26 protein-coding genes and 2 pseudogenes are annotated in these 21,652 nt (G+C 72.5%); 11 read left to right on the plus strand and 17 right to left on the minus strand.

The window, feature by feature from the left end; genetic code table 11:
• Both ACFXPX_RS34640 and ACFXPX_RS34645 read right to left on the minus strand, forming a co-directional pair.
• Window positions 1-122, minus strand: a pseudogene (locus tag ACFXPX_RS34640) (IS5/IS1182 family transposase); the annotation flags it as partial.
• Window positions 123-175: 53 nt separating this feature from the next.
• Window positions 176-1,108: a pentapeptide repeat-containing protein gene (locus tag ACFXPX_RS34645; protein WP_380533140.1), complete on the minus strand. Its 933-nt coding sequence runs from the start codon at window positions 1,106-1,108 to the stop codon at window positions 176-178.
• Window positions 1,109-1,266: 158 nt separating this feature from the next.
• Here ACFXPX_RS34645 and ACFXPX_RS34650 point away from each other — a divergent pair, with 158 nt between their 5' ends.
• Entirely contained in the window at window positions 1,267-1,938 is a 672-nt protein-coding gene (locus ACFXPX_RS34650; protein ID WP_380644447.1) for a GNAT family N-acetyltransferase, read from the plus strand.
• Window positions 1,939-1,952: 14 nt separating this feature from the next.
• On the opposite strand, the gene ACFXPX_RS34655 is transcribed toward ACFXPX_RS34650, so the two are convergent.
• Both ACFXPX_RS34655 and ACFXPX_RS34660 read right to left on the minus strand, forming a co-directional pair.
• Entirely contained in the window at window positions 1,953-2,762 is an 810-nt protein-coding gene (locus tag ACFXPX_RS34655; RefSeq protein WP_380644448.1) for an SGNH/GDSL hydrolase family protein, read from the minus strand.
• 260 nt (window positions 2,763-3,022) lie between these two features.
• Window positions 3,023-3,385, minus strand: a pseudogene (locus ACFXPX_RS34660) (winged helix-turn-helix transcriptional regulator); the annotation flags it as partial.
• A gap of 97 nt (window positions 3,386-3,482) precedes the next feature.
• Between ACFXPX_RS34660 and ACFXPX_RS34665 the strand changes: the two are divergent.
• Together ACFXPX_RS34665 and ACFXPX_RS34670 are read left to right on the plus strand one after the other, a co-directional pair.
• Window positions 3,483-4,697 (plus strand): pyridoxal phosphate-dependent aminotransferase, encoded by a 1,215-nt coding sequence (locus ACFXPX_RS34665; protein ID WP_380529517.1) that lies wholly within the window; start codon window positions 3,483-3,485, stop codon window positions 4,695-4,697.
• Between the two features lie 19 nt (window positions 4,698-4,716).
• Entirely contained in the window at window positions 4,717-5,049 is a 333-nt protein-coding gene (locus ACFXPX_RS34670) for a YnfA family protein (RefSeq protein ID WP_375890263.1), read from the plus strand.
• Between the two features lie 45 nt (window positions 5,050-5,094).
• Here the strand turns inward: ACFXPX_RS34670 and ACFXPX_RS34675 are convergent, their stop codons facing one another.
• The 3 genes from ACFXPX_RS34675 to ACFXPX_RS34685 all read right to left on the minus strand — a co-directional run bounded on the left by ACFXPX_RS34675 (window position 5,095) and on the right by ACFXPX_RS34685 (window position 7,771).
• Window positions 5,095-6,762 (minus strand): fibronectin type III domain-containing protein, encoded by a 1,668-nt coding sequence (locus ACFXPX_RS34675; RefSeq protein ID WP_380644450.1) that lies wholly within the window; start codon window positions 6,760-6,762, stop codon window positions 5,095-5,097.
• A gap of 214 nt (window positions 6,763-6,976) precedes the next feature.
• Entirely contained in the window at window positions 6,977-7,231 is a 255-nt protein-coding gene (locus tag ACFXPX_RS34680; RefSeq protein ID WP_350510191.1) for a hypothetical protein, read from the minus strand.
• A 117-nt stretch (window positions 7,232-7,348) separates the two neighbouring features.
• Window positions 7,349-7,771 (minus strand): (2Fe-2S) ferredoxin domain-containing protein, encoded by a 423-nt coding sequence (locus tag ACFXPX_RS34685; RefSeq protein WP_375890259.1) that lies wholly within the window; start codon window positions 7,769-7,771, stop codon window positions 7,349-7,351.
• Between the two features lie 352 nt (window positions 7,772-8,123).
• Between ACFXPX_RS34685 and ACFXPX_RS34690 the strand changes: the two genes are divergently transcribed.
• Window positions 8,124-9,062: an SGNH/GDSL hydrolase family protein gene (locus ACFXPX_RS34690; protein WP_380644452.1), complete on the plus strand. Its 939-nt coding sequence runs from the start codon at window positions 8,124-8,126 to the stop codon at window positions 9,060-9,062.
• Window positions 9,063-9,179: 117 nt separating this feature from the next.
• Here the strand turns inward: ACFXPX_RS34690 and ACFXPX_RS34695 are convergent, their stop codons facing one another.
• The gene (locus ACFXPX_RS34695; RefSeq protein ID WP_375890255.1) at window positions 9,180-10,316 is read right to left on the minus strand and encodes a HoxN/HupN/NixA family nickel/cobalt transporter; all 1,137 of its coding nucleotides are present in this window, start codon (window positions 10,314-10,316) and stop codon (window positions 9,180-9,182) included.
• Between the two features lie 311 nt (window positions 10,317-10,627).
• Here ACFXPX_RS34695 and ACFXPX_RS34700 point away from each other — a divergent pair, with 311 nt between their 5' ends.
• From ACFXPX_RS34700 to ACFXPX_RS34710, 3 genes are read left to right on the plus strand one after another with little or no spacing between them, the layout of a single operon-like run.
• Window positions 10,628-12,487 carry a CocE/NonD family hydrolase gene (locus tag ACFXPX_RS34700; protein ID WP_380644453.1) on the plus strand — a complete coding sequence of 620 codons (1,860 nt, stop codon included), beginning with the start codon at window positions 10,628-10,630 and terminating at the stop codon, window positions 12,485-12,487.
• A 47-nt stretch (window positions 12,488-12,534) separates the two neighbouring features.
• Entirely contained in the window at window positions 12,535-13,245 is a 711-nt protein-coding gene (locus ACFXPX_RS34705; RefSeq protein ID WP_380529527.1) for an aspartate/glutamate racemase family protein, read from the plus strand.
• Window positions 13,242-13,838, plus strand: coding sequence for a class I SAM-dependent methyltransferase (locus ACFXPX_RS34710; protein ID WP_380593972.1), 597 nt, complete (start codon window positions 13,242-13,244; stop codon window positions 13,836-13,838). Before ACFXPX_RS34705 ends, ACFXPX_RS34710 begins: the two co-directional genes overlap by 4 nt.
• Window positions 13,839-13,852: 14 nt before the next feature.
• Here ACFXPX_RS34710 and ACFXPX_RS34715 read toward each other — a convergent pair whose 3' ends face one another.
• On the minus strand, window positions 13,853-14,425 hold the full coding sequence (locus ACFXPX_RS34715) for a hypothetical protein (RefSeq protein WP_380529531.1): 573 nt from the start codon (window positions 14,423-14,425) through the stop codon (window positions 13,853-13,855).
• 164 nt (window positions 14,426-14,589) lie between these two features.
• On the opposite strand from ACFXPX_RS34715, the gene ACFXPX_RS34720 reads away from it, so the two are divergent.
• Both ACFXPX_RS34720 and ACFXPX_RS34725 read left to right on the plus strand, forming a co-directional pair.
• On the plus strand, window positions 14,590-15,144 hold the full coding sequence (locus ACFXPX_RS34720; protein WP_380593968.1) for an HAD domain-containing protein: 555 nt from the start codon (window positions 14,590-14,592) through the stop codon (window positions 15,142-15,144).
• Between the two features lie 34 nt (window positions 15,145-15,178).
• The gene (locus tag ACFXPX_RS34725) at window positions 15,179-15,670 is read left to right on the plus strand and encodes an SMI1/KNR4 family protein (RefSeq protein WP_380593966.1); all 492 of its coding nucleotides are present in this window, start codon (window positions 15,179-15,181) and stop codon (window positions 15,668-15,670) included.
• A gap of 29 nt (window positions 15,671-15,699) precedes the next feature.
• Here the strand turns inward: ACFXPX_RS34725 and ACFXPX_RS34730 are convergent, their stop codons facing one another.
• Window positions 15,700-16,404, minus strand: a complete 705-nt coding sequence (locus tag ACFXPX_RS34730) for a DUF4328 domain-containing protein (RefSeq protein WP_375890241.1) — start codon at window positions 16,402-16,404, stop codon at window positions 15,700-15,702.
• 174 nt (window positions 16,405-16,578) lie between these two features.
• Window positions 16,579-17,418, minus strand: coding sequence for a methyltransferase domain-containing protein (locus ACFXPX_RS34735; protein WP_380644454.1), 840 nt, complete (start codon window positions 17,416-17,418; stop codon window positions 16,579-16,581).
• Between the two features lie 307 nt (window positions 17,419-17,725).
• On the opposite strand from ACFXPX_RS34735, the gene ACFXPX_RS34740 reads away from it, so the two are divergent.
• Together ACFXPX_RS34740 and ACFXPX_RS34745 are read left to right on the plus strand one after the other, a co-directional pair.
• A complete protein-coding gene (locus tag ACFXPX_RS34740; RefSeq protein ID WP_380644455.1) occupies window positions 17,726-18,598 on the plus strand; it encodes a hypothetical protein in 873 nt (290 codons plus the stop codon).
• Complete coding sequence (locus tag ACFXPX_RS34745; RefSeq protein WP_380593962.1) at window positions 18,595-18,822, plus strand: hypothetical protein; 228 nt, start codon at window positions 18,595-18,597, stop codon at window positions 18,820-18,822. Before ACFXPX_RS34740 ends, ACFXPX_RS34745 begins: the two co-directional genes overlap by 4 nt.
• A 41-nt stretch (window positions 18,823-18,863) precedes the next feature.
• On the opposite strand, the gene ACFXPX_RS34750 is transcribed toward ACFXPX_RS34745, so the two are convergent.
• The 6 genes from ACFXPX_RS34750 to ACFXPX_RS34775 form a co-directional block, all read right to left on the minus strand.
• Window positions 18,864-18,992 carry a hypothetical protein gene (locus tag ACFXPX_RS34750; RefSeq protein WP_380644456.1) on the minus strand — a complete coding sequence of 43 codons (129 nt, stop codon included), beginning with the start codon at window positions 18,990-18,992 and terminating at the stop codon, window positions 18,864-18,866.
• Between the two features lie 74 nt (window positions 18,993-19,066).
• A complete protein-coding gene (locus ACFXPX_RS34755) occupies window positions 19,067-20,185 on the minus strand; it encodes a protein-L-isoaspartate(D-aspartate) O-methyltransferase (protein ID WP_380644458.1) in 1,119 nt (372 codons plus the stop codon).
• A gap of 35 nt (window positions 20,186-20,220) precedes the next feature.
• On the minus strand, window positions 20,221-20,358 hold the full coding sequence (locus ACFXPX_RS34760) for a hypothetical protein (RefSeq protein WP_380529548.1): 138 nt from the start codon (window positions 20,356-20,358) through the stop codon (window positions 20,221-20,223).
• 286 nt (window positions 20,359-20,644) lie between these two features.
• Window positions 20,645-20,800 (minus strand): hypothetical protein, encoded by a 156-nt coding sequence (locus tag ACFXPX_RS34765; protein ID WP_380405792.1) that lies wholly within the window; start codon window positions 20,798-20,800, stop codon window positions 20,645-20,647.
• Window positions 20,788-21,063 (minus strand): hypothetical protein, encoded by a 276-nt coding sequence (locus ACFXPX_RS34770; RefSeq protein ID WP_380644459.1) that lies wholly within the window; start codon window positions 21,061-21,063, stop codon window positions 20,788-20,790. The genes ACFXPX_RS34765 and ACFXPX_RS34770 overlap by 13 nt, the downstream gene beginning before the upstream one ends.
• Window positions 21,060-21,428, minus strand: coding sequence for an ATP-binding protein (locus ACFXPX_RS34775; RefSeq protein WP_380529552.1), 369 nt, complete (start codon window positions 21,426-21,428; stop codon window positions 21,060-21,062). The genes ACFXPX_RS34770 and ACFXPX_RS34775 overlap by 4 nt, the downstream gene beginning before the upstream one ends.
• Between the last annotated feature and the right edge of the window lie 224 nt (window positions 21,429-21,652).

A 21,652-nucleotide genomic window follows, 5' to 3' on the forward strand; every position in this document is an offset into this window, starting at 1 on the left:
CGGAACAAGATCCCGTTGATCACCCTGCGGTGGTCGTTCCAGCGCCCGCCCCGCCGACCGCTTCCCGGCAGATGCGGTGCCAGCCGGCCCCATTCCTCGTTCGTCAGATCACCCCGCCCCATGCCGGGCACAACGAGCCCGGCATGGAGAAGTCACATGATCCGCCGGACAGGCTCTAGCGGCGGCGCGGCCTGCCGGAGCGGGTGCCGTTCTGGGGGCGGGGGCCGCTGCGGGGCTTGCGGTGGCCGGGGGTCGCGCCCGTCGGGGCGGTGGCGGGCCAGTGGGTGGGGCGGGTGAGGGCGGCCGGGAGGCGGGTGGTGGCGTCGCCGCGGGCGGCGTTGAGCTGGGCCTGGGTGAGGAAGAGGGCGGTGCTGAGGTCGGCGCCGGCGAGGTCGGCGTCGCGGAGGTCGGCGCCGATGAGGTCGGCGAGGCGCAGGTCGGCGCCGGAGAGGTCGGCGGCGACCAGGAGGGCGCCGCGCAGGTTGGCGCCCTGGAGGTCGGCGCCGCGCAGGCGGGCACCGAAGAGGTCGGCGCCGCGGTGCTCACGGCGGCGGGGGACGGCGGCGCGGACGAGTTCGCCGGCCCGCAGCAGGAGCTCGCTGATCCGGCCGCGGTGGGCCGCGACGTCGACGGCGAGGAGTTCCTCGGGGGTGCCGGAGGCGAGGCGGTCGGTCTCCTCCAGGGCCTGCCGCAGTTCGGCGTGGACGGGCCGGGCGGGGGCGAAGGTGAGCGCCTCGGTGAGGTACCAGAGCAGTTCGTGGAGCTGCCGGACGATCGGGAAGACGTCGAACATCGGCTTGGCGGTGGCGGGTTCCTCCCGCCAGCTGACCCCGCCGAAGGTGACCTGGGAGACCCGCTGGCCGGCGCCGAAGCAGTCGTAGACGGTGCAGCCCTGGAAGCCGCTGTCGCGGAGGCGGGCGTGGATCCCGCAGCTGAAGTCCGTCTGCAGGTTGCGGCAGGGGGTGCCGGCAGCCTTGTTCACCGCGAAGTCGGCGGTGGCCGCGAAGGGCAGGGCGACGCAGCACAGTCCGAAGCAGCTGCCGCAGTCGGAGCGGAGCGGGGTCGGCGCGGCCGCCGTGGGGTCCTGCGGCGGCTCGGTCTCGCTCACGTCCGGGGTCCTTCCAGCTGCTGGGCGCCGGCGGGAGCCGGCACGTCGAACCCGTCAAGATTACTGGGCAGGCCGCCCTCCGCTTGAGTAAGTTATGCAGGCAAGCAGAGACCATTACATGCGGGGGGATCCGAACGATGCCGCACACGATGCCGCACATGACGCCGGAGTCGACCGTCACCGAGCTGGTCCGGATGTGGATCAGCGGCTGGACAGTCTCCCGGGGCGCCGCCGACCCGGTGGAGCGGCCCTGGGGCTGGAGCATCGACGTCGGTGCGCCGGACCGGGAGGTGGGGCGGTACGTGCTGCCCGAGCCGACCGAGCAGGCCGTCCGCGCGCTCGCCGGGGCGACCACCGCGCCGACCACCTGGCTCAAGCTGTTCGCCGAGGACGGGACGGTACGGCCCTGGCTGGGCCCGCAGTGGCGGCTGGACCAGCCCGGCTTCCTGATGACCACCGCGCTCACCCCCGAGCGGGCGCAGCCGCCGACCGGCTACACCCTGACCACCTGGACCAGGGGCGGCGTGCTGCGCGCCCTGGTGCGCAGCACGGACGGGCACCTCGCCGCCCGCGGCCAGGTGGGCCTGGCCGGCCCGGTCGCCGTACCGGACCAGATCGGCACCGCCCCCGAGCACCGCCGCCGGGGCCTGGGCTCGGTGGTGATGCGGGCCCTGCTGTCCGGCGCGTACGAGGCGGGCGCCCGCACCGGCGTCCTGGTCGGCACGGCGGACGGCCAGGGGCTCTACCGGGCCCTCGGCTGGACCACCCGCGCCCCGATGGCGAGCCTGGTCCTGGAGGCGGAGAAGCCCGAGCGGAGCTGGGTCGAATAGCCGGGGTCAGGGCCCTACGGGAACGGCAGCAGCTCCGGCCGCTTCGGCGGCCGGCCGTCGCCGGAGGAGCGGCCGGTGAGGCGGCGGCCGATCCAGGGGCCGAGGTGGGTGCCCAGCCAGCGGGCGTCGGAGCGCAGCCGTTCGGCGCGGCCGGGCGGGGCGACGGCGGGCAGCGGGGCGCGCCAGTCGAAGGCGGCCGGGCGGCCGAGGGCCTCCAGGACGCCTTCGGCGACCCGGCGGTGGCCTTCGGGCGAGAGGTGCAGCCGGTCCTCGGCCCAGAGCCGGCGGTCGTCGAAGCAGGGCGCGGAGAACAGGTCGACGACGGCGTAGCCGTCCTGCCGCCCGAGCTCCTGGACGAAGGCCTTCATCCGCAGGATGGCGGGCAGCAGCCGGGCGCCGCCGGCCATCCTGCGGCTGGGGTCGGTACTGGTGAACAGGACGACGGTGGCGCCGGTGGCGCGCAGTTCGGCGGCGCAGCGGCCGAGCAGCCGCTCGACCCGGTCGATGTCGCAGCCGGGGCGCAGCACGTCGTTGAGGCCGCCGGCCAGGGTGACGAGGTCGGCACCCATCCCGGCGGCGGCGGGGAGCTGTTCGTCGTGGATCTGGCCGATGAGCTTGCCGCGGACGGCGAGGTTGGCGTACCGGAAGCCGTCGGATCCACCCTCGGACCCGCCCTCGGACCCACTCTCGGCGGCGAGCGCGGAGGCGACCCGGTCGGCCCAGCCGCGGTAGTGGCCGTCGGGATGGAGGTCGTCGCACATGCCCTCGGTGAAGGAGTCCCCGACGGCGACGTAGCTGGCGTAACTGCGGCTGATGGTGGGCACGGGCTGCTTCCGCTCTCCTGAGTTGGCTCCGCGATCCGACGATCGTACGTGTGCACTTGCCAACCAGTGTCGCGGGGGCCCGGCCGCTCATTCGGCGTCCAGTGTTCGTTTATCGCCCTGCGCCATCCTGGGGCCACGGGGCGGCGGCCGGCGACGGGGGCCTTGCCGCCGCCCCGCTCAGCCCCCGCCCAGCGCCCGCCCAGCCTCCGCCCGGCGCCCGTTCAGCCCCCGACGGCCGCCGCGACACCCGCACCCGCACCCGGAGCCGTGAACCAGTGCTCCCGCACCGCGTCGGTGGGCCGCTGGTCGCCGAGGGCGCCGAGCCCCCACTCCCCCAGGGCCTCGATCACCGGTCGCAGTTCGCGCCCCCGGTCGGTCAGCTCGTACACCGTGGCGTTGGCCGGCCGTTCCAGCCGCCGCCGTTCCGCGAGCCCCTCGCCCTCCAGCTGCTTGAGCCGGGCGGCCAGGATGTCGGTGGAGACCCCGGGCAGGTCGGCGTGCAGGTCGGTGTAGCGGCGCGGGCCGCGCAGGAGTTCACGGACGATCAGGAGGCTCCAGCGCTCCCCCACCGCGTCCAGGGCGCGGGCGACGGCGCAGTACTGGTCGTAGCTTCGGCGTGACATGTGGATCAGCATAGCCAAAAGGTTGGACTTTCCAAGTGCCTACTTGGTAGAACAAAGCGGTAGCAGCGGAGCGGTGGTGACGGTCGGGAGGCCGCAGATGGAGTTTCGGCAGTCGAGCAAGCTGAACGACGTGTGCTACGAGATCCGGGGTCCGGTGGTCGACCAGGCCAACGCCCTGGAGGAGGCCGGGCACAGCGTGCTGCGGCTGAACACCGGCAACCCGGCGCCGTTCGGCTTCGAGGCGCCCGAGGAGATCATCCAGGACATCATCCGCAACCTGCCCTCGGCGCACGGCTACAGCGACTCGCGCGGCATCCTGCCGGCCCGCCGCGCCGTGGTGCAGTACTACCAGCAGCGCGGGGTCCAGGGCGTCGGCGTCAACGACGTCTACCTCGGCAACGGCGTCTCCGAGCTGATCCAGATGGCGGTCACCGCCCTGGTGGACGACGGCGACGAGGTGCTCGTCCCGATGCCGGACTACCCGCTGTGGACGGCCTCCGTCCGGCTGGCCGGCGGCAAGGCCGTGCACTACCTGTGCGACGAGGAGGCCGAGTGGTACCCGGACCTCGACGACATCGCCGCCAAGATCACCGCCCGCACCAAGGCGATCGTCGTCATCAACCCCAACAACCCGACCGGCGCGGTCTACCCGAAGGAGCTGCTGGAGGGGATCCTCGACCTGGCCCGCCGCCACCAGCTGATGGTGCTGGCCGACGAGATCTACGACAAGATCCTCTACGACGGCACCGAGCACCACTGCCTGGCCGCGCTCGCCGAGGACGTGCTCACCCTCACCTTCAACGGCCTCTCCAAGGCCTACCGGGTGGCCGGCTTCCGCAGCGGCTGGCTGGTCGTCTCCGGCCCCAAGCAGCACGCCACCGACTACCTGGAGGGCCTGACCATGCTCTCCGGCATGCGGCTGTGCCCCAACGTGCCCGCGCAGTACGCCGTCCAGGCCGCGCTCGGCGGCCACCAGTCGATCAACGACCTGGTCCTGCCGAGCGGCCGGCTCACCGAGCAGCGCGACATCGCGGTCAAGGCGCTCAACGAGATCCCCGGGGTCAGCTGCGTCAAGCCCAAGGGCGCGCTGTACGCCTTCGCCAAGCTCGACCCGGCGGTGCACCGGATCGTCGACGACGAGCGCTTCGTGCTGGACCTGCTGCTGCGCGAGAAGATCCACGTCGTCCAGGGCACCGGCTTCAACTGGCCCCGCCCGGACCACTTCCGCTTCGTCACCCTGCCGCGCGCCGACGACCTGGAGACGGCGATCAACCGGATCGGGCGCTTCCTGGCCACGTACCGGCAGGTCTGAGCCCGTACGCTCACGGACCATGACCGTTCTGCGCTCCGTCGTCCTGTTCGCCCTCGCGGCCGTCGCCGAGATCGGCGGCTGCTGGCTGGTCTGGCAGAGCGTGCGGGAGCAACGGCCGTGGTGGCTGGCCGGGTTGGGCGTGGTGGCGCTGGGCGTGTACGGCTTCGTGGCGGCGCGGCAGCCGGACGCCGAGTTCGGCCGGGTGCTGGCCGCCTACGGCGGGGTGTTCGTGGCCGGCTCGCTGCTGTGGGGCATGGCCGTGGACGGCTTCCGGCCGACCCGCTACGACGTGCTGGGCGCGCTGATCTGCCTGGCCGGGGTCGGCGTGATCATGTACGGGCCCCGGCGCTGAGGGCTTCGCTCCTCGACGCCGGGGCCCGGCAGGGGGGTTCGGGGACTACCAGCCCCAGCCGCCGCCCTGGCCGTCGTCGTCGCTGTTGGAGTCCCAGCCCTCGCCGACCTTGCGCAGGATCGTGTAGTGGTCGATCTGGGTGCCGTTCTCGGCCAGCGCGGTGACCTTCATGGACGACTTCTGGCCCAGGTGGGCCGGGGTGACGTCGACCTTGATGAAGGAGTAGCCGGTGTAGCGGACCCGCGACCACTGGATGGTCTCGGGGGTCTTCACCCGGCCCTTGCTCCAGTAGTAGCTCTGCACCTCGTCCTGGTGGTTCTCGTGGCCCTCGTAGGTGTCCGGGGTCGCGAAGTTGTACAGGCTGCGGCCGGCCGCGCCCGCGGTCACGTAGACCACGCCGTCCTTGACCGGCTCGATGGTGGCGCCGCTCGGCACCTGCTTCGAGACCTTGTTGCCGAGGATGGCGTCGGTGCGCTCGTAGATGTGGTTGTGGCCGTTGATGACCAGGTCCACCCGGTACTTCTCGAACAGCGGCACCCAGGCCTCGCGGACGCCGCCCTCGGAGGCGTGGGCGACGGTGGTGGAGAAGGCGCAGTGGTGGAAGAAGACCACGACGAAGTCGACGGTCTCGTCGTTGCGCAGGTCCTTGAGGGTGCGCTCCAGCCACTTGGTCTGCTTGTTCGCCGAGATGCCCAGGTTGGCCGGGATCTCGTAGGAGACGTCGTTGGCGTCCAGCGAGATGACGCCGACGTTCTTGTACCGGAAGGTGTAGACGCCGGGGACCTGGCGCGGGTCCGGGCCGTTGTCCGGCAGGAAGAAGCGGGCGTTCTCGCCGCCGTAGCCGTTCGGCGAGTACCAGGCCTCGATGTCGTGGTTGCCGTAGGCGACCATCCACGGGATGTCGGCGGCGACGGTCTCGGTCTGGACCAGGAAGTCGTCCCAGGTCTTGGCGTTGAAGACGGACTTGTCCGGGTCGGTGCCGGAACCGGCCGGGTCGGCGTAGCAGATGTCGCCGGCGTGCAGGTGGAAGGCCGGCTTCTGGGCCTTGATGATGTTGTCGTTGCCGGCCGCGTGGGCGCTGACGCCCTGGTCGCCGAAGGCGGTGAAGGTGAACGGCTCGTACACCTTGCCCCAGCGGTGGTCGCGGGAGGGCGCGGTGCGGAAGGTGTGCAGGGTGGAGATCTGCTGCTGCGAGGCCGGGTCGAAGCCCTCGTGGCCGACGCCGTAGTAGTAGGTGGTGTCGGGCTGGAGGTCCTCCAGCGCCACGTGCAGGTAGTACTGGTCCACCGGCTTGCCGGTCGGGGTCAGCGCCGGGGTGTGCAGCGCGCGGACCTCGGCCTGGATCTTGTGGCTCAGCTCCCACGGGTGCTTGCCGAAGCGCAGGAACGGCTTCCTGACCGGCGCCGGGACCTGCCAGGAGATGCGGAACTGGGTGTCCGGCTCGGCGCCGAACTGGAGGTGACGCCCGACCGGCGCGACCAGCGCACCGTCGATGCCGGCCGTCGTGGCACCCGTCAGGAGCTGGGGGCTCGCCGGGGCGGCGAAGGCCGGCGCGCTGCCCAGGGCACCGCCGACGGCGACCGCGCCCACGGTGACGGCACCGGCGCGCAGCATCCGGCGGCGGGAGAAACGGGCCCGCAGGTACTCGTGCTGCTCGGCCATGCTCATGCGGTCGGCAAGCTTGGCCGGCACGCCCATGTTGGGGATATCCATGCGCGGGACTCTGTCAGCGGCGCGTTGACCGCGCACGGACTTCCGGTGAACGGGGGTCAGCGCATCGGCCACTCGAACACCAACGTTCGACCATGGTTAGGTAAAGAGCATGTCCACATCGAAGTGATGTCGGATCATCGGCCCCGGCCGGGCGGGTGGTTCGGGGGACGGCGGCCCAGGACGGTGGCTCAGGAGGACGGCTCAGGACGGCGGCTCAGGAGGACGGTTCGTCCCAGAGGTTCGCCGACCGGTTGCCGGTGCCGTCGCAGGTGCGGCAGATCTCGTCCCGGTACGCCTGCTTGGCGCCGGTCGCGTCCACCCGGTAGCGCACGTACACCCCGGTGCCGTCGCAGAGGAAGCAGTTGCCGCCCCCGCCGCCCACCTCGGTGGTGCCGGTGCCCTGGCAGGTACGGCAGTTGAGGCCGGCGGTCCGGCCGGTGCCCGCGCAGATGCGGCAGACCGTCGTCATCGTCTTCCTCCCGTTGCGCGGAACGGCTCGACGCCACCGGTCATGGTAGTGGGCCGACCCCGGAGCCGTGCCGGGACGTCGATCTGACGGTCCGTCAGCACCTCGCGGTCCCCGCGGTCACTCCGGCAGGCCCTCGCGGACCCGACGGGAGACCGAGATCAGCTGGAGGTCGAGCAGCCCGGGCGGCTCGGCGACGCCGGGGCCGCCCGCCCGCACCCAGGCGGCGATGTCGTCGATCATCTCGTCCATCAGCACGAAGCCGAACCAGACCGGACGCGCCCCCGCCGCCCGCCCCTCGCTGGACGGGCCGACCACCACCACGTTGGACTGGGAGCAGACGTCCAGGCACTTCGACCCCCGGACCCGGCCCGCCGAGCCGACCGCCGTCCGCAGCCGCTCGAACTGGCCCGCGTGGTCCACCTCGGGGTGCTTGGTCAGGCTGCCGCAGCAGCAGTCGCGGCAGACGGTGACGGTCACCGGGGCACCGGTGCCCCGCTTGCCGTCGCGGTCGCGGTCACGGTCGCGCTCTCGGCGGCTCATCCCCGCTGATCCCCCTCCTGGTCGGCGGCCCGGTTCGACGGCACGCTCTGCACCGGAACTGTACCTGTCAGCCCACCGGGCATCGAGACCGCCCGGGGCCCCGGGAGACCCGGAACACGCACCAGGTGAACCGAATTCCCTTCCCGCACGTATCGGCGGCAATTCCGAAACGCGGTGGAGCGGAATTCGAAATGGCACCCGGTGTCATCTGACGGGATTTCCGGAAATTCCGCCGTCACCTATGGACGGCCGCGAAACCTGGAAGTAACTTACCTGCGAGTAGTACGAGTAGTAGCTGTGGCCCGGCTCAGCACGACCCCCCACCCGTCGTTTCTCTCCCCCAGGAGGAACCGTGCTCCGCCCTGCCCGGAATTCCCGGCGACTCCGCAATTCCAGCGCCCTCGCGGCCGTCGCCGTCGGCGCCGCCCTCGCGCTCACCTCCACCGCCGCCCAGGCGGCCACCCCCGCGCCGAAGCACTACGTGGCCCTCGGCGACTCCTACGCCGCCGGCGCCGGCGTCCCCGGCCAGTCGGCCGGCCTGTGCCTGCGCTCCGACCACAACTACGGCCACCTGGTCGCCGCCTCGCTCAAGGCGGGCGCGTACACCGACGTCACCTGCGCGGCCGCCAAGGTCAAGGCCATGACGCAGCCCCAGTACGACGCCTTCATCCGGGTCAACGACCCGCAGCTGGACTCGGTGACCGCCGACACCGACCTGGTCACCCTCGGGATCGGCGGCAACGACCTCGCCGCCAGCGACCTCGGCCTCGGCGAACTCGTCGCCACCTGCATCGCCGGCGCGGTCGTCAACCCGCTCGGCACGCCCTGCAAGGACGTCTACCACCACGGCTACTTCGACTGGCGGACGTGGTCCTGGCAGTACGGCGACGACGACCTGGCCGAGCGGATCACCGGCACCATCGCCCCCCAGATCGCCACCACCCTCCGGCAGATCCACGCCAAGGCCCCCAAGGCCCGGGTACTGCTGGTCGGTTACCCGTCCGTGCTGCCCGCCGACGGCTCGACCTGCGTCCTGCGCCAGCCGGTGACCCCCGGCGACGTGGAGTACATGCACGGCGTGCTCGACAAGCTGAACGCCGCCCTCAAGTCCACCGCGGCCGCCAACGGCGCGACGTACGTGGACACCGCGACGCCGACCCGCGGGCACGACGTCTGCTCGGACGACCGCTGGATCGAGGGCGCCCTGCCCGGCTCGCCCGCCGTACCGTTCCACCCCAACGCGACCGGCGAGAAGGTGATGGCGGACGCGGTGCTCGCCGCGCTCAAGTAGTCCGCCCGTCCGTCGTGGAGAGCCACGAGGGGCCGGTGACCAGGGTCTGGTCACCGGCCCCTCGGGCCGTCCTCGGGCCGTCCTCGGGCCGTCCTCGGCCCGTCTGCGGGCGGCGCGCTACTCGGCGTCGGCCGCGGAGCCCGCCGCCAGCCCCGCCGACCACTTCTCCTCGACCCGGCCGAACTTCCAGAACGCGATCGCCCCGGCCCAGGTCAGCACGAACAGGCCGACGATCGCGTAGCCGACGAAGTTGAGGTCCAGCCCGCCGATCCAGGCGATCGGCCCGCTGGTGATGTCCAGCTTCTCGCCGAGCAGGCCGATCAGCTCGACCAGGCCGATGACCAGCGCGACCAGCACCGACAGGCCGGTGACCGTCAGGTTGTAGTAGATCTTGCGGACCGGCTTGGAGAACGCCCACTCGTAGGCGAAGTTCATGAACGAGCCGTCGATGGTGTCCAGCAGGCTCATCCCGGCCGCGAACAGGATCGGCAGCGTCAGCAGCGCGTACCAGGGCAGCGAGAACGCCGCCGCGCCGCCGGCCAGCACCAGCAGGGACACCTCGGTCGCGGTGTCGAAGCCCAGGCCGAACAGCAGGCCCACCGGGTACATGTGCCAGGGCTTGGTGACCGCCCGGGTGACCTTGCCGAGGATCCGGTTCATCAGCCCGCGCCGCTCCAACTGGCGCTCCAGCTCCGCCTCGTCGTACTCGCCGACGCGCATCCGGCGGAACACCTTGAGGATGCCGTTGAAGGCGCCCAGGTTGATCAGGCCGAGCAGCAGCAGGAAGCTGCCGGAGACCGCGGTGCCGATCAGACCCGTCATCTTGTGCAGGGTCGAGTCGTCCGCCTGGACCTGGTCCGCGAGCGTGCGGATGCCGAAGGCCAGCAGCGCGCAGAGGCCGAAGACGATCGAGGAGTGCCCGAGCGAGAACCAGAAGCCGACCGACAGCGGCCGCTTGCCCTGGCCCATCAGCTTGCGGGTGGTGTTGTCGATCGCCGCGATGTGGTCCGCGTCGAAGGCGTGCCGCATCCCCAGGGTGTAGGCGGTCAGGCCCATGCCCGCGCCGAAGACCTGGCCGCCGACGTCGTAGTGCTCGGGCGCCACCAGCGCGAGCAGGGTGAACCAGCCGATGACGTGCAGCGCGAGGATGAAGCCGCCCATCCCGGCCAGCCGGATCCACTCCTCGCGGGTGAGCCGGTCGCGCCATCGGACGGCTGGGGCACCTGCCGGGGCGGCTGTGGCGGCGCTGGGCATCGTGTGGTCCTTCTTTCGGGCGGTCCGGACTCGGGCGGTCCGGAGAAAGCTGGGCCATCTTTCCCCCCTCCGGCGAGCAGTTGCAAGTCATGTGCAGATGCCGGACGGCGGCGAACCGAACCACGACGGCGCAGGCCAGGGGCGCGCGTCCGGCCGCCGCACGCCTGCGCAGCGTCACCACTGCGGGCCCCTCATCAGGAAATCGCCCGATTCCTCCCCTAGGGTCGGAGGGGCCGAGCCCGCCGCGCGCCCCCCGAACGCGCCGCGGGCCGCTCGGCGCTCACCGGCCCGGGACCCCGATGGGAGCGGCCATGCCGTCGTACCCCTTCCACACCACCCGCGAGGACCTGCGCATCCCGCTGCCCGACGGCACGGAACTCGCCGCCCGACTCTGGCGCCCGGTCAGCGACGAGCCCGTCCCCGTCCTGCTGGAGTACTCGGCCGACCGCCTCGGCGACCGCACCGCCGCCGAGGACGCCCGCCGCCACCCCTGGTACGCGGGCCACGGCTACGCCGCCGTCCGGGTCGACACCCGCGGCCACGGCGACTCCGGCGGCCTGCCCGGCGAACCCGGCGGCGAGCAGGAACTCACCGACGGCGCCGCCGCCGTCGACTGGCTCGCCCGCCGCCCCTGGGCGAACGGCCGGGTCGGCCTGCTCGGCGTCGGCGCGGCCGGCACCACCGCGCTGCGCCTGGCCGCCCGGGTGCCCGGGACCGTCGGCGCGGCCGTCACCGCCTGCCCCGAGGGCGGCCACCGGCTCGGCGGCGCCGTCCTCGCCGCCGACCTGCACACCCGGCTCACCGCCCTGATCGCCGACGCCGCGCTCCCCCCGGACCCGCGCCGCCTCGGCGACGCCTGGCGGCCCGGCTGGCTGGCCCGGCTCGAATCCCTCGAACCCCCCGTCGACGCCTGGCTCGCCGCCGGGGACACCACCGTGCCGGTGTCCGTCCCGGTCCTCGCCGTGGCCGGCTGGGGCGACCCGTCCTGCTCCTTCGTGCTGCGCCTGCTCGCCGAGTCCCCCACCGCACGCGCCCTGCTCGGCCCCTGGCCGCACGGCCTGCCCGAGGCCGCCCTGCCCGAGACCCTGCGCTGGTGGGACCACTGGCTACGCGGCGTCGACACCGGCGCCGTCAAGGAACCCGCCCTGCGCAGCTGGATCAGCACCCGCTGGACCGGCGAGGACGCCTGGCCCTCCCCCGACGTCCGGGAGATCCACTACGACCTCGACGGCCAGCTGCGCACCGCCGGCACCGCCTCCCACGACCGGTACGTCCCCGTCCGCTCCCCGCAGCACACCGGCCTCAACGCCGGCGCCTACGTCCCGCACGGCCGCCCCGCCGACCAGCCGCCGGACCAGCGCGAGGAGGACGGCCGCTCGGTCTGCTTCGACTCCCAGCCGCTGCCCGAACCCGTCGAGCTGCTCGGCGCGCCCACCGCCCGGCTGCGGCTGCGCTCCGGCGGCGGGCCCGCCCAGGTGGTCGCCCGGCTGTGCGCGGTCGGCCCCGACGGCACCTCCGCGCTGCTCACCCGCGGCGTGCTGACCGCCGCCGGCCCGGACGTCGAGGTCGAACTCGCGGCCTGCGCGGCCACCGTCCCGGCCGGGCACCGGCTGCGGCTCGCGCTCTCCTCCGTCTACTGGCCGTGGGTGTGGCCGAACGCGGACGACACCGGGTACGCCCTCGACCCGTCCCACTCCACCCTCGTCCTGCCCGTCCGCCACCTCGCCGCGGACGCCGGCGCCGCACCCGTCACCCTGGCGGCCCCCACCCTGCCCGACCCGCCGGACATCCACCTCACCGAACCGCTCACCGCCCGGCCCGAGCACGTCACCGTGCACGACATCGGCCGCCACGAGTGGCGCACCGAACTCTCCCCCGCCACCGACGGCACCCGCACCCACCCCGACGGCCTGGTCCGCGACGAGCACACCGTCACCGCCTACCGCATCCTCACCGGCGCCCCGCTCAGCGCCCAGGCCCGCACCGACCGCACCGTACGGCTGGAGCGGCCGGACATCGGCTGGGACGTGACCGTCCAGACCCGCACCCAACTGCGCTGCGACGCCGGGCACTTCCTCAGCGTGGTGCAACTGCGGGCGCTGGAGGCGGGGTCGGTGGTGTTCGCCCGGGAATGGCAGCACCGGGTGGCACGGGAGAGCTTCCCAAAGTAGTTCTTATACAATTGCCTTTCCTGTCTCCCCTGGCTTATAACTGGCCCATGAAGACCCTCGGCCTGATCGGCGGCATGAGCTGGGAATCCACCGCCGAGTACTACCGCACCCTCAACGAACTCACCCGCGACCGGCTCGGCGGCCTCCACTCCGCCCGGCTGGTGCTCCACTCCGTCGACTTCGCCGACATCGAACGGCTCCAGGCGGCCGGGCGCTGGGAGGACGCCGGGGCGATCCTCGCCGACGCCGCCCGCGGCCTGGAGGCCGCCGGCGCCGACCTGCTGCTGATCTGCACCAACACCATGCACAAGGTCGCCGACCAGGTCGCCGAAGCCGTCTCCATCCCCCTGCTGCACCTCGCCGACGCCACCGCCGACGCCGTCCACGCGGCCGGCCTGCGCCGGGTCGGCCTGCTGGGCACGGCCTTCACCATGGAACAGGACTTCTACCGCGGCCGCCTGACCGCCAACGGCCTGGACGTCCTCGTCCCCGGGCCCGAATCCCGCGCCCTGGTCCACCGGGTGATCTACCAGGAACTCTGCCTCGGCCTCGTCCACGAGGAATCCCGCGCCGCCTACCGCCGCGTCATCGCCGACCTGGTCGCCGCCGGCGCCGAAGGCATCATCCTCGGCTGCACCGAGATCGAACTCCTCGTCCACCCCGAGGACAGCCCCGTCCCCCTCTTCCCCACCGCCCGCCTCCACGCCGAGGCCGCCGTCACCGCCGCCCTGGCCGCCCTCGCCGACGATCCGGCGTGACGCGCGAGGAACGGCCGTACTGGAACACCAACGTGGCGCGGCACCCCGGGATCCTGCGGGCGGTGCCGCCCGGGTGCGGGGCGGCGCTCGACGTCGGGTGCGGGGACGGGCTGTTGGCGGCGAAGCTCGCGCCGCGGTGCGGGCGGGTGGTCGGGGTGGACAGCGACGGGGGGATGGTCGCGCGGGCGCGGGCCGCCCACGGTGACATCACCTTCCTGGAAGGGGACTTCCTCACCCTCGAACTGCCCACCGGCGGCTTCGACTTCATCTGCTCGGTGACGGCCGTGCACCACATGGACTTCACGGCCGCGCTCACCAGGATGCGGGAACTGCTGCGCCCCGGAGGGGTGTTGGTGGTGGTCGGCCTGGCCCGGGAGGAGACGGCGGCGGACCGGGCCCGGTGGGTCGCGGCCGCGCCGCTCGTAAGGGCCGTGAAGGCCCTGCGGCGGGCGTCCGGCCCGGAGGGCATGCCGACGGCCGCCCCCGCGATGAGCTACCGGGAGGTGCGGGAGACCGCCGGGCGGGTGCTGCCCGGGGTGCGCTACCGGTGGCACGTCCTGCGGCGCTACTCCCTGACCTGGCACAAGCCCTGAGGCCTCCGGGCCGGTCAGCGCTGGGCGGCCGCTGCGGCCAGCAGCGCGCCGGCGAGGAACGGCGCGATCGAGACGACCATGAATCCGAGCGTCCGGGCCCCGGAGACGTACCACCGGGTCGGCTTGAGACCCAGCAGCGCCTGGGCCCACGGCGTGACGTAACCCGCGCCGTGGTGGCGCACCGCGTCGGTGAGAAGGTGCAGGTGCTTGGGGGCGACGGTGAGGATCACCCACCCGCCGGAGCGGTCGGATACGGACACCAGCGTCACCGGGCCGCCCCACCGCGACTGCCCCTCCCAGGCCCGTACGGTCGCGAGGTCGGTCAGGTCCACCTCCCGCGGCCCCGACCAGGTACGGGCCCGGACGATGCCCCCGGCCACCCGCCAGCCCTTCCGCCGCGCGGTGCCCGCGTCCAGCAGGACCGCGGGCCCGAGCACGGCCACCAGCCCGGACCAGAGCGGCGCCCCCGAGTCCACGAAGGCCGGCCCGACCACCAGCGGCGGCAGGACGACCGCCAGCAGGAGGACGGCCCAGCCGACGGCGAAGAACGTACGCCGTCTTCGGACGGCAGCGGTGGAATCACTCACCGCGCGACCGTAGACCCGCCCACCGCTCGCGCACCATGCCGTTTCCCGGCAATCTCAGGCGGAGTTCCCCGCACCCCGAACCTCCCCGGCGGGCGGGCGGACATATCCGCTTCGGCGCGACCGGTGCACCGGGTAGCGTTCGACGACGATCGAGGAGGTGCGGGATGGTGCGGCCGGCGTTGCTGCTGGACGTGGACGGTCCGTTGAACCCGGAGGCGGCGAAGCCGCACCGGCGGCCGGAGGGCTACCGGACCCACCGACTGCTGACCCCGCGCTGGGCGGCCCACGAACGGCGGCGGCTCGCCCTGTGGGGGATGCCGCACAAGGCGCCGAAGCCGCTGCGGGTGTGGCTCAACCCTGAGCACGGGCCGGCCCTGGCGGCGCTGCCCTTCGAACTGGTGTGGGCGACGACCTGGGAGGAGGAGGCCAACTCCTTCATCGGCCCGCTGCTGGGGCTGCCCGAACTGCCGTACATCGCCTGGTCCGAGCCCCGGCCGGAGCCGGCCGGCGGGGTGTTCTGGAAGACCCCGGAGGTCGTCGCCTGGGCGCGGGGCCGCCCCTTCGCCTGGGTCGACGACAACATCACGGACGCGGACCGCGCCTGGGTCGCGGCCCACCACCCCGGCCCGGCGCTGCTGCACCACGTCGACCCGAAGGTCGGTCTGACGGCGGACGACTTCGGCCGGCTGGCGGCCTGGGCCGGCGGCGCCCCGGGGTGAGGCGCGGCGGGCGGCGCCTCGTACGATGCCGCCCATGCCCGGCTTCGAGGTTCTGCAGGATGTCTTCTGGGACGGCTCCGTCGACCACGGCGTTCAGCCGCCATTGACCGATCAGCTCGTCCACCAGGCCGAACACACCCTGGGGGTGAGTCTCCCGGCCTCCCTGGTGGCACTGCTCCGGCTCCAGAACGGTGGACAGGTCACGGACGGCCTGTGCGCCTTCCCGACCTCGGCACCGACCTCCTGGGCCTCGGACCACGTGCCCTTCGAGCACCTGATGGGGATCGGCCACCGCCCCGGGACGCTGTCCCTGTTCGACAGCGCCTACCTGGTCGGGGAGTGGGGCCTGCCGGCTCCGCTCGTGCTCCTCAGTGGCAGCGGCCCCTGCTGGATCGCCCTGGACTACCGGACGGGTCCGACCCCCACGGTCGGATGGTTCGACGCCGACTTCCGGTCCGAACTCCCCCTGGCCGCGGACTTCCAGGAGTTCGTGGAGGGACTCACCGATCCCGAGGCATACGCCTGAACCGTGCCGCCTCGACAGGGCGGGGCGGTTCAGCCCTCGACGGCCGAGACGTACACCCCGTACGAGGTGGCGGCGCTGTGCTCGGCGAAACGTTCCTCCTGCATGGCCGTCACCGTCCGCACCACCAGGACGGCGAGGACGGCGGCGACCAGTTCGAGCGCGTCGGAGGCGATCAGCCAGGCCACGCCCTGCTGGTACTGGTCCGGGTAGCGCGCCGTGTCGGTCGACTGGCTTCCCACCGCGTCCACCACGTTGAACAGGCAGAAGCTGACCCACCAGGCGTTGACGACCGTCGTCGGGAGCGGTGTCCGCACCCCGGACGCGTCCGGCCGGACACCGGCCTGCCAGATGTCGCAGGCGATCCGCCAGGGGAACCAGAGGAAGACCACGGGCGTGAACCAGCCGCCGACGGCCCAGCCGCGGCTGTGCCGGTGCCCGTGCGGGCTCAGCCACTCGGCGTTCACCCGCACCCGGTGGAACCAGCTGAGGAAGGCGACCGTCGATCCCATCAGGGCCAGGCTGTACAGCAGGTACGCGAGCATCTGGAGCCCGTACGAGGGGCCGAACGCGCTGCCGTCACCGAACTCGACGCCGCTCGGCAGGTCACCCGCCGCGCGGTACAGGAGGGAGTCGGCGACGAGCCGGAAGACGGTGAGCGCACCGCAGACGACGAGCAGGACGGTGGCGGCGGTGGCGAGCGATCTCGGCGACCGGTACGCGGCGGGCGAGGACATGGGTGAACGGCTCCAGGAGTGGACCAGCGTGACGGGGCACCACCTCGGCGCCCCGGCAGCTTCGTGCGCGAGTTACGTGCGCGAGCTGTGTGCGCCGCCAGTATGACGGCACCCTCGGACAGGCCGGGCGGGTACGCAGGAAGTCGACCGGACCGACTTCCTGTGCAGGCGAACTCAATCGGTGGACGTCGCCGGGCCGTCCGGCCGGTGGGCGACCGCGGCGAACATCGTCACGGAGAGGTGGAAGGCACGCCGCTCGGCCGCGGCCGTGAGTTCGGCGTACAGGTCGTCGCGCTGCGCCTCGGTGAGCAGCCCGCGGCCGACGGCCACCGTGGCGAGGCCGCGCAGGAGCGGCCAGGGGACGGTGTCGGGGTCGTGCAGCAGCACGTCGGCGCCGACGTGGTCGACGGTCAGACCGGCTGCCGAGAGCCAGCCCGTCAGGCGGCGTCCGGCCTCCGGGGTGGCGGAGTTGCCCAGGGTGACGCCGGTCAGCGCGGTCCGGGCCTCCGCCGCGGCCGGGTGGAGGAGGAGCGTGGACCAGTCGGTGTCCAGCAGCGCGACCCGCCCGCCCGGGCGCAGCACCCGCGCCATCTCGGCGACGGCCCCCGCCGGGTCGCTCAGGTGCTGGAGGACACGCTCGCACCGGACCGCGTCCACCGCACCGTCGGGCAGCGGCAGGGCCAGCGCGTCACCGTCGAGGAACCGCGCCGCACTGCCCGCCTCGGCGGCACGCCGCCCGGCGACGGCGCGCAGGCCGGGGTTCGGTTCGAGGCCGGTCGCGGTGCCGTCCGGGCCGACCGCGGCCGCGAGGACGAGGGTCTCCGAGCCCGTACCGGACCCGATGTCCAGCACCCGCTCACCGGGCCGCACGGCCAGCTGCTCGTGCGCCCACGCGCGCAGCCGCCGCACACCCGGGTTGGCGGCCTGCACGTCCAGCACCGCGACCAGCCGCTCGACGACCTCCGGGTCGGCGTCGGGCACGCGGAAGGCTGAGAAGGGCTGGTGGTCTGCCATGGCCGCCAGTGTAGGAGCGGGGACGGGCCGCCGAGGTGACCGACCGCGCGGGACACGGACCGGAACCAGGTGGGCGGCGCCCGGGGTTGCGGTTACCGAGGAATCCCACCGGAGCAACGTCCCGCGTGTGTAAGCTGGTTGTGTTGATGTGGCGACAGGCCCACGCACTCGGTCACCGGCGGCCGGGGTGGGCGAAGGGCTCCGGAGAGTCACCCACAGGCGTCACCCCTCTTCATCCGTACGCACAGACAGACGCACCTGTCTCTCCAGCCGCCGCCGGACGGCTCCGTGGGGGGATTGGAGTCTCATGTCCGCGTCGGACAATGTCACCCGCCTGGCCAGGCGCATCCAGAAGCTGAGCGGTCTGCCGCTCTGGCGGTCTCGTGAACTCGCCGGGCAGGTAAAGGTCTTCGTCAAGCATCCGGTACCCGATGCCGTCACCCCGGCCCAACGGCGCTTCGAGGCCATGGTGGTGAGTGCGCTCGCCAACACGTTCCGCGATCGTCAGAGTGACGGGGCCGTGCTGGGGGTCCTCTTCACCACGCACGACGGAGACGGGCTCACGCTGCATCTCCACCCGGCGATGGCCGACGAGGCGGCGGGCCAACTGCTGGTCGGCCTGATGGCAACGCATCGCATGGTCGGGGGAGTCGCCGGCGTGCGATGGTCCGTCCGGAACGGACGGCTCGTGATCGAGAGCGCGATCCTCCCTGCCCGCATCACCCTGCTGCGAGCCGACGGTGCACCGCTCGGGGTGCCCAGCGTGCTGCCGGACGAGTTCGTGGTGCCGGCCCACCGGGCCGAGGTCACCCGCGCCAACAAGTGGGACCACACCGGCGCCCCGGTCGTCCGCGATCTGCTGTGGAGCAGGCTCCTGCGTCGTCCGGCCCTACTGGACCGGGCGGCCCTCGCCCACGGAGTGGCCAACTGCTACACCCATGGCATGTCCGACCTGGTGATCGAATGGTGCTGCGGCGACAGTGTGGAGGCGGTCTTCGCCGCCATGCTGGCCCACGGCCTGGTCGACGGGCTCGATCCGGTGGGCGCCGTCGAGCTCTACGGCGCCTCGGCGACCGCCATGATCGGCGGTCGAACGGTCATCCTGAGGCGACACGCCCTCTGTGATGACGGGGACTCTCCCGATGCCCACGCGGCGGACCGGGCGGAGGCCCTCCGATGACCCCCACCGTCGCCCTGGCGGGCGCCCTGCTGTGCGGCGTGGTGAGCGGAGCGATCCGGGCGTGGCGTGACGTCCTCGTGCTCCGTCGCCTGGAACGCCTGATGACCGGTTGCACCGCCCGCCAGCGCGCCGAGGTGGCCCAGACCATCGCCGCGTCCTTCCGCCGCCCCGGCCGCCCCCAACTTCCCACTGCTGCAAGGGAGGTAGACGAGGCCGACCAGTAGCCGCCCGGCAGGTCCGGCCGGGCGGCGCGGGTGGGGTGAGGTCAGGCCACCGGTTGGCGGTCGCGTGCGGGGGGCGGGGTGGGAGTGGCGTCGTCCGGGCGGTGAGGCATCCGCAGGACGGCGACCGCGCCGAGGCCGACGACGGCGATGGCGATGGCGATGGCGAGCATCAGGGTGAGGAGGGTGCCCGCGGGGCTTCGGCACAGGTCGAATCGATGGAGAAACCCGCACCCCCGGTGTCACCCTACGGACGGTGCTCCGGGATGACATTGTCGGGCTTGTCCAGCCAGGCTGTCTGTCCGGCAGGGGTCACCGTGAGCCCGTACCTCTCGTACCCGGGGCGTCCGGTTGCCGTCCACTGGTTGTAGGCGGCCTCCACTTCGTCCCAGAGCCGCCGGGGCCCGGACTGCCGAACCTCGAACCGGGATTCCCCGGGCACGGAGTCCACGGTCGCCCAGGACGTCACGGCCGTGTCGAACAACCACCACGTCCAGCCACCGTCACCGAACTCGTGCCGCCGGTAGTACACGTCCGGCAGGGCGAGCGCGGTGGCGAACTGTGCCAACCAGTCGCCCCCGATGATCTCGGGGTCGAACTCGGTCCAGGACTGCCCGGAGCCGCCCGGCCAGTCGCCCGGAAGGTAGTCGTCCACCGAAGCAGCCTGGTAGCGCTGCTGGCGGAGCATCATGAAAGCTGCCGACCGAGTGAACGGGCCGCTCGCCGTCCCGTCGTCGCCGACCGTGAGGCGCACGACTGCCCCGCCTCCGAACAGCGGCGAAACGGGGCTGACGATCACACCGCCCGGCTTGGTCTGTGCGAGCCAGGCAGGCGGGATGTCCCGCAGGGACACGGTGGAGATGATCCGGTCATACGGCGCCCGGGCACCCCATCCGAACGAGCCTTCCCCGCAGACGACTTCGGGGGTGTAGCCGGCGGAGCGGAGCGCCGTACGGGCTTGCGCGGTGACCTTCGCATCCACCTCGACCGTCGACACGTTCTCGGCGTCCAGGCGGTGGGACAGGAGCGCGGCGTTGTAGCCGGTGCCGGTCCCGATTTCGAGTACCCGATGCCCCGGGGCCGTGCCCAGGTCACCCAGCATCTCGACCACCATGGTCGGCATCGACGCCGACGACGTGGGCGTACTCCGGTCAGCTTCCGCGCCGTCGTCCCACTGGGTGACGATCGGCACGTCGGCATAGGCCAACTTCATCCACCGGTCGGGGCTCTCGGAACGGCTGCACTCCGTGTCGCCGCCGTTCTCGTCCGCCCAGATGGTTTCGGGAAGGAACTCGTGTCGCGGCACGGCCGCCACGGACGACACCCACTCCTCCGAGAGCGCCCCGGAGTTGACGAGCTTCGTCACCAGGGCCGCCCGCAGCGCTTCGGGGCTCCCGGGGGTCACGACTTCTTGTGCTTCGGAGCGGGGTCGGGGTTCTTTCCGTCCTTCGACGGCTTCGGCCCGATGGCCCCACCGCCCGGCTTGGCGTGCCCGCCGCCCTTGCCGTCGCTGGGGCCGCCCTTGTTCTGGTCTCCCATGTCAGTTTCCTCTCTCGGTTCGGCTACTGGGGTTGATCAATGTGCCTGCCGTGGCAGGCTGGTGCCCCGTCCTGACCGGCCTGACTCCGACTTTGTCAGGACGGGAGTTCATGAGCGGGGCGGACGCCCCAGGCGGTTCCTCTCGTACCGGTTTTCCACCGGCACCGGCCCGCGAACGTGAACGACAGGTCGCTGGTCTCGGCGAAATGACCGTCCACCATCGATTCTGGGCGTCTCGGAAGGAGCCGCCCGGCGGGTCCGGCCGGGCGGCGCGGGTGGGGTGAGGTCAGGCCACCGGTTGGCGGTCTCGGGTGGGGGGCGGGGTGGAAGTGGCGTCGTCCGGGCGGTGGGGCATCCGCAGGACGGCGACCGCGCCGAGGCCGACGACGGCGATCGCGAGGATCAGGAGGGTGAGCAGGGCCAGGCCGATCAGGAGTCGCACGGGGTGTCGTCCTCGGTCGCGTCGCGGTCGTAGTCGTGGGAGCGGAGGAGCGCGAGGAGGTTGACCACGGTGCTCGCCGGGGCGTTGCCGAAGCGGACGAGGACGCGGCCGTCCACCACGCTGTCGGTGGTCGCGGAGGGCCAGAGGAGACCGAACTTGCGGCCACGCTCGGCGAGTTCGACGAGCAGGTAGGCGATTTCGAGCTCGGTGTAGGTACGCATCAGCGGGTGACCCGGCTCGATCGGGCGGTCGACGGCGCTCACGCGGCGGCGTCCAGCTCGAACCAGACGGACTTGCCGGTCCTGCGGGTCTCCGTACCGAAGCGGTGGGTGAGCGAGCGCACGAGGTGCAGGCCCCGCCCGGAGAGGGCGAGCGGGTCGGAGTCCTCGCGCGGGGCGGGGAGGACCGGGCTCCCGTCGCTGACCGAGACGCGGAGGATGTCGCCGATGATGAGGACCACCACGACGGGCGCCGCACTACCGCCGTGGCGGTAGGCATTGACGAAGAGTTCGAGCAGAGCGAGCTCGGCATCGGCGACCAGGTCGGGCTTCCACCCGGCGCGCGAGGTGGCCTCGCGCAACTCCTCGCGCGGGGCCGACCAGTCAGGGGGGAGTTCGAGGGAGAACACGAAGATACCTCCGTGGGGGTTCAGAGATGACCATCGCTCAATCAAACGCGAGATCGACCCGATGCCATGACGAAGAAGCGCAGCCGCATCAGCCAGATGATCACGTTATGCATGCGACCCGTTACAGCCAGCATGACGCGAAGGCCATCGCGTGCGCAAGCGGATCTAAGTAGTGTGCAAAATTGCATATCGAACCCGAATTCGGTGCCACCCACTGCCAGTTG

This window comes from Kitasatospora sp. NPDC059146, from assembly GCF_042786665.1.
GTDB lineage: Bacteria > Actinomycetota > Actinomycetes > Streptomycetales > Streptomycetaceae > Kitasatospora.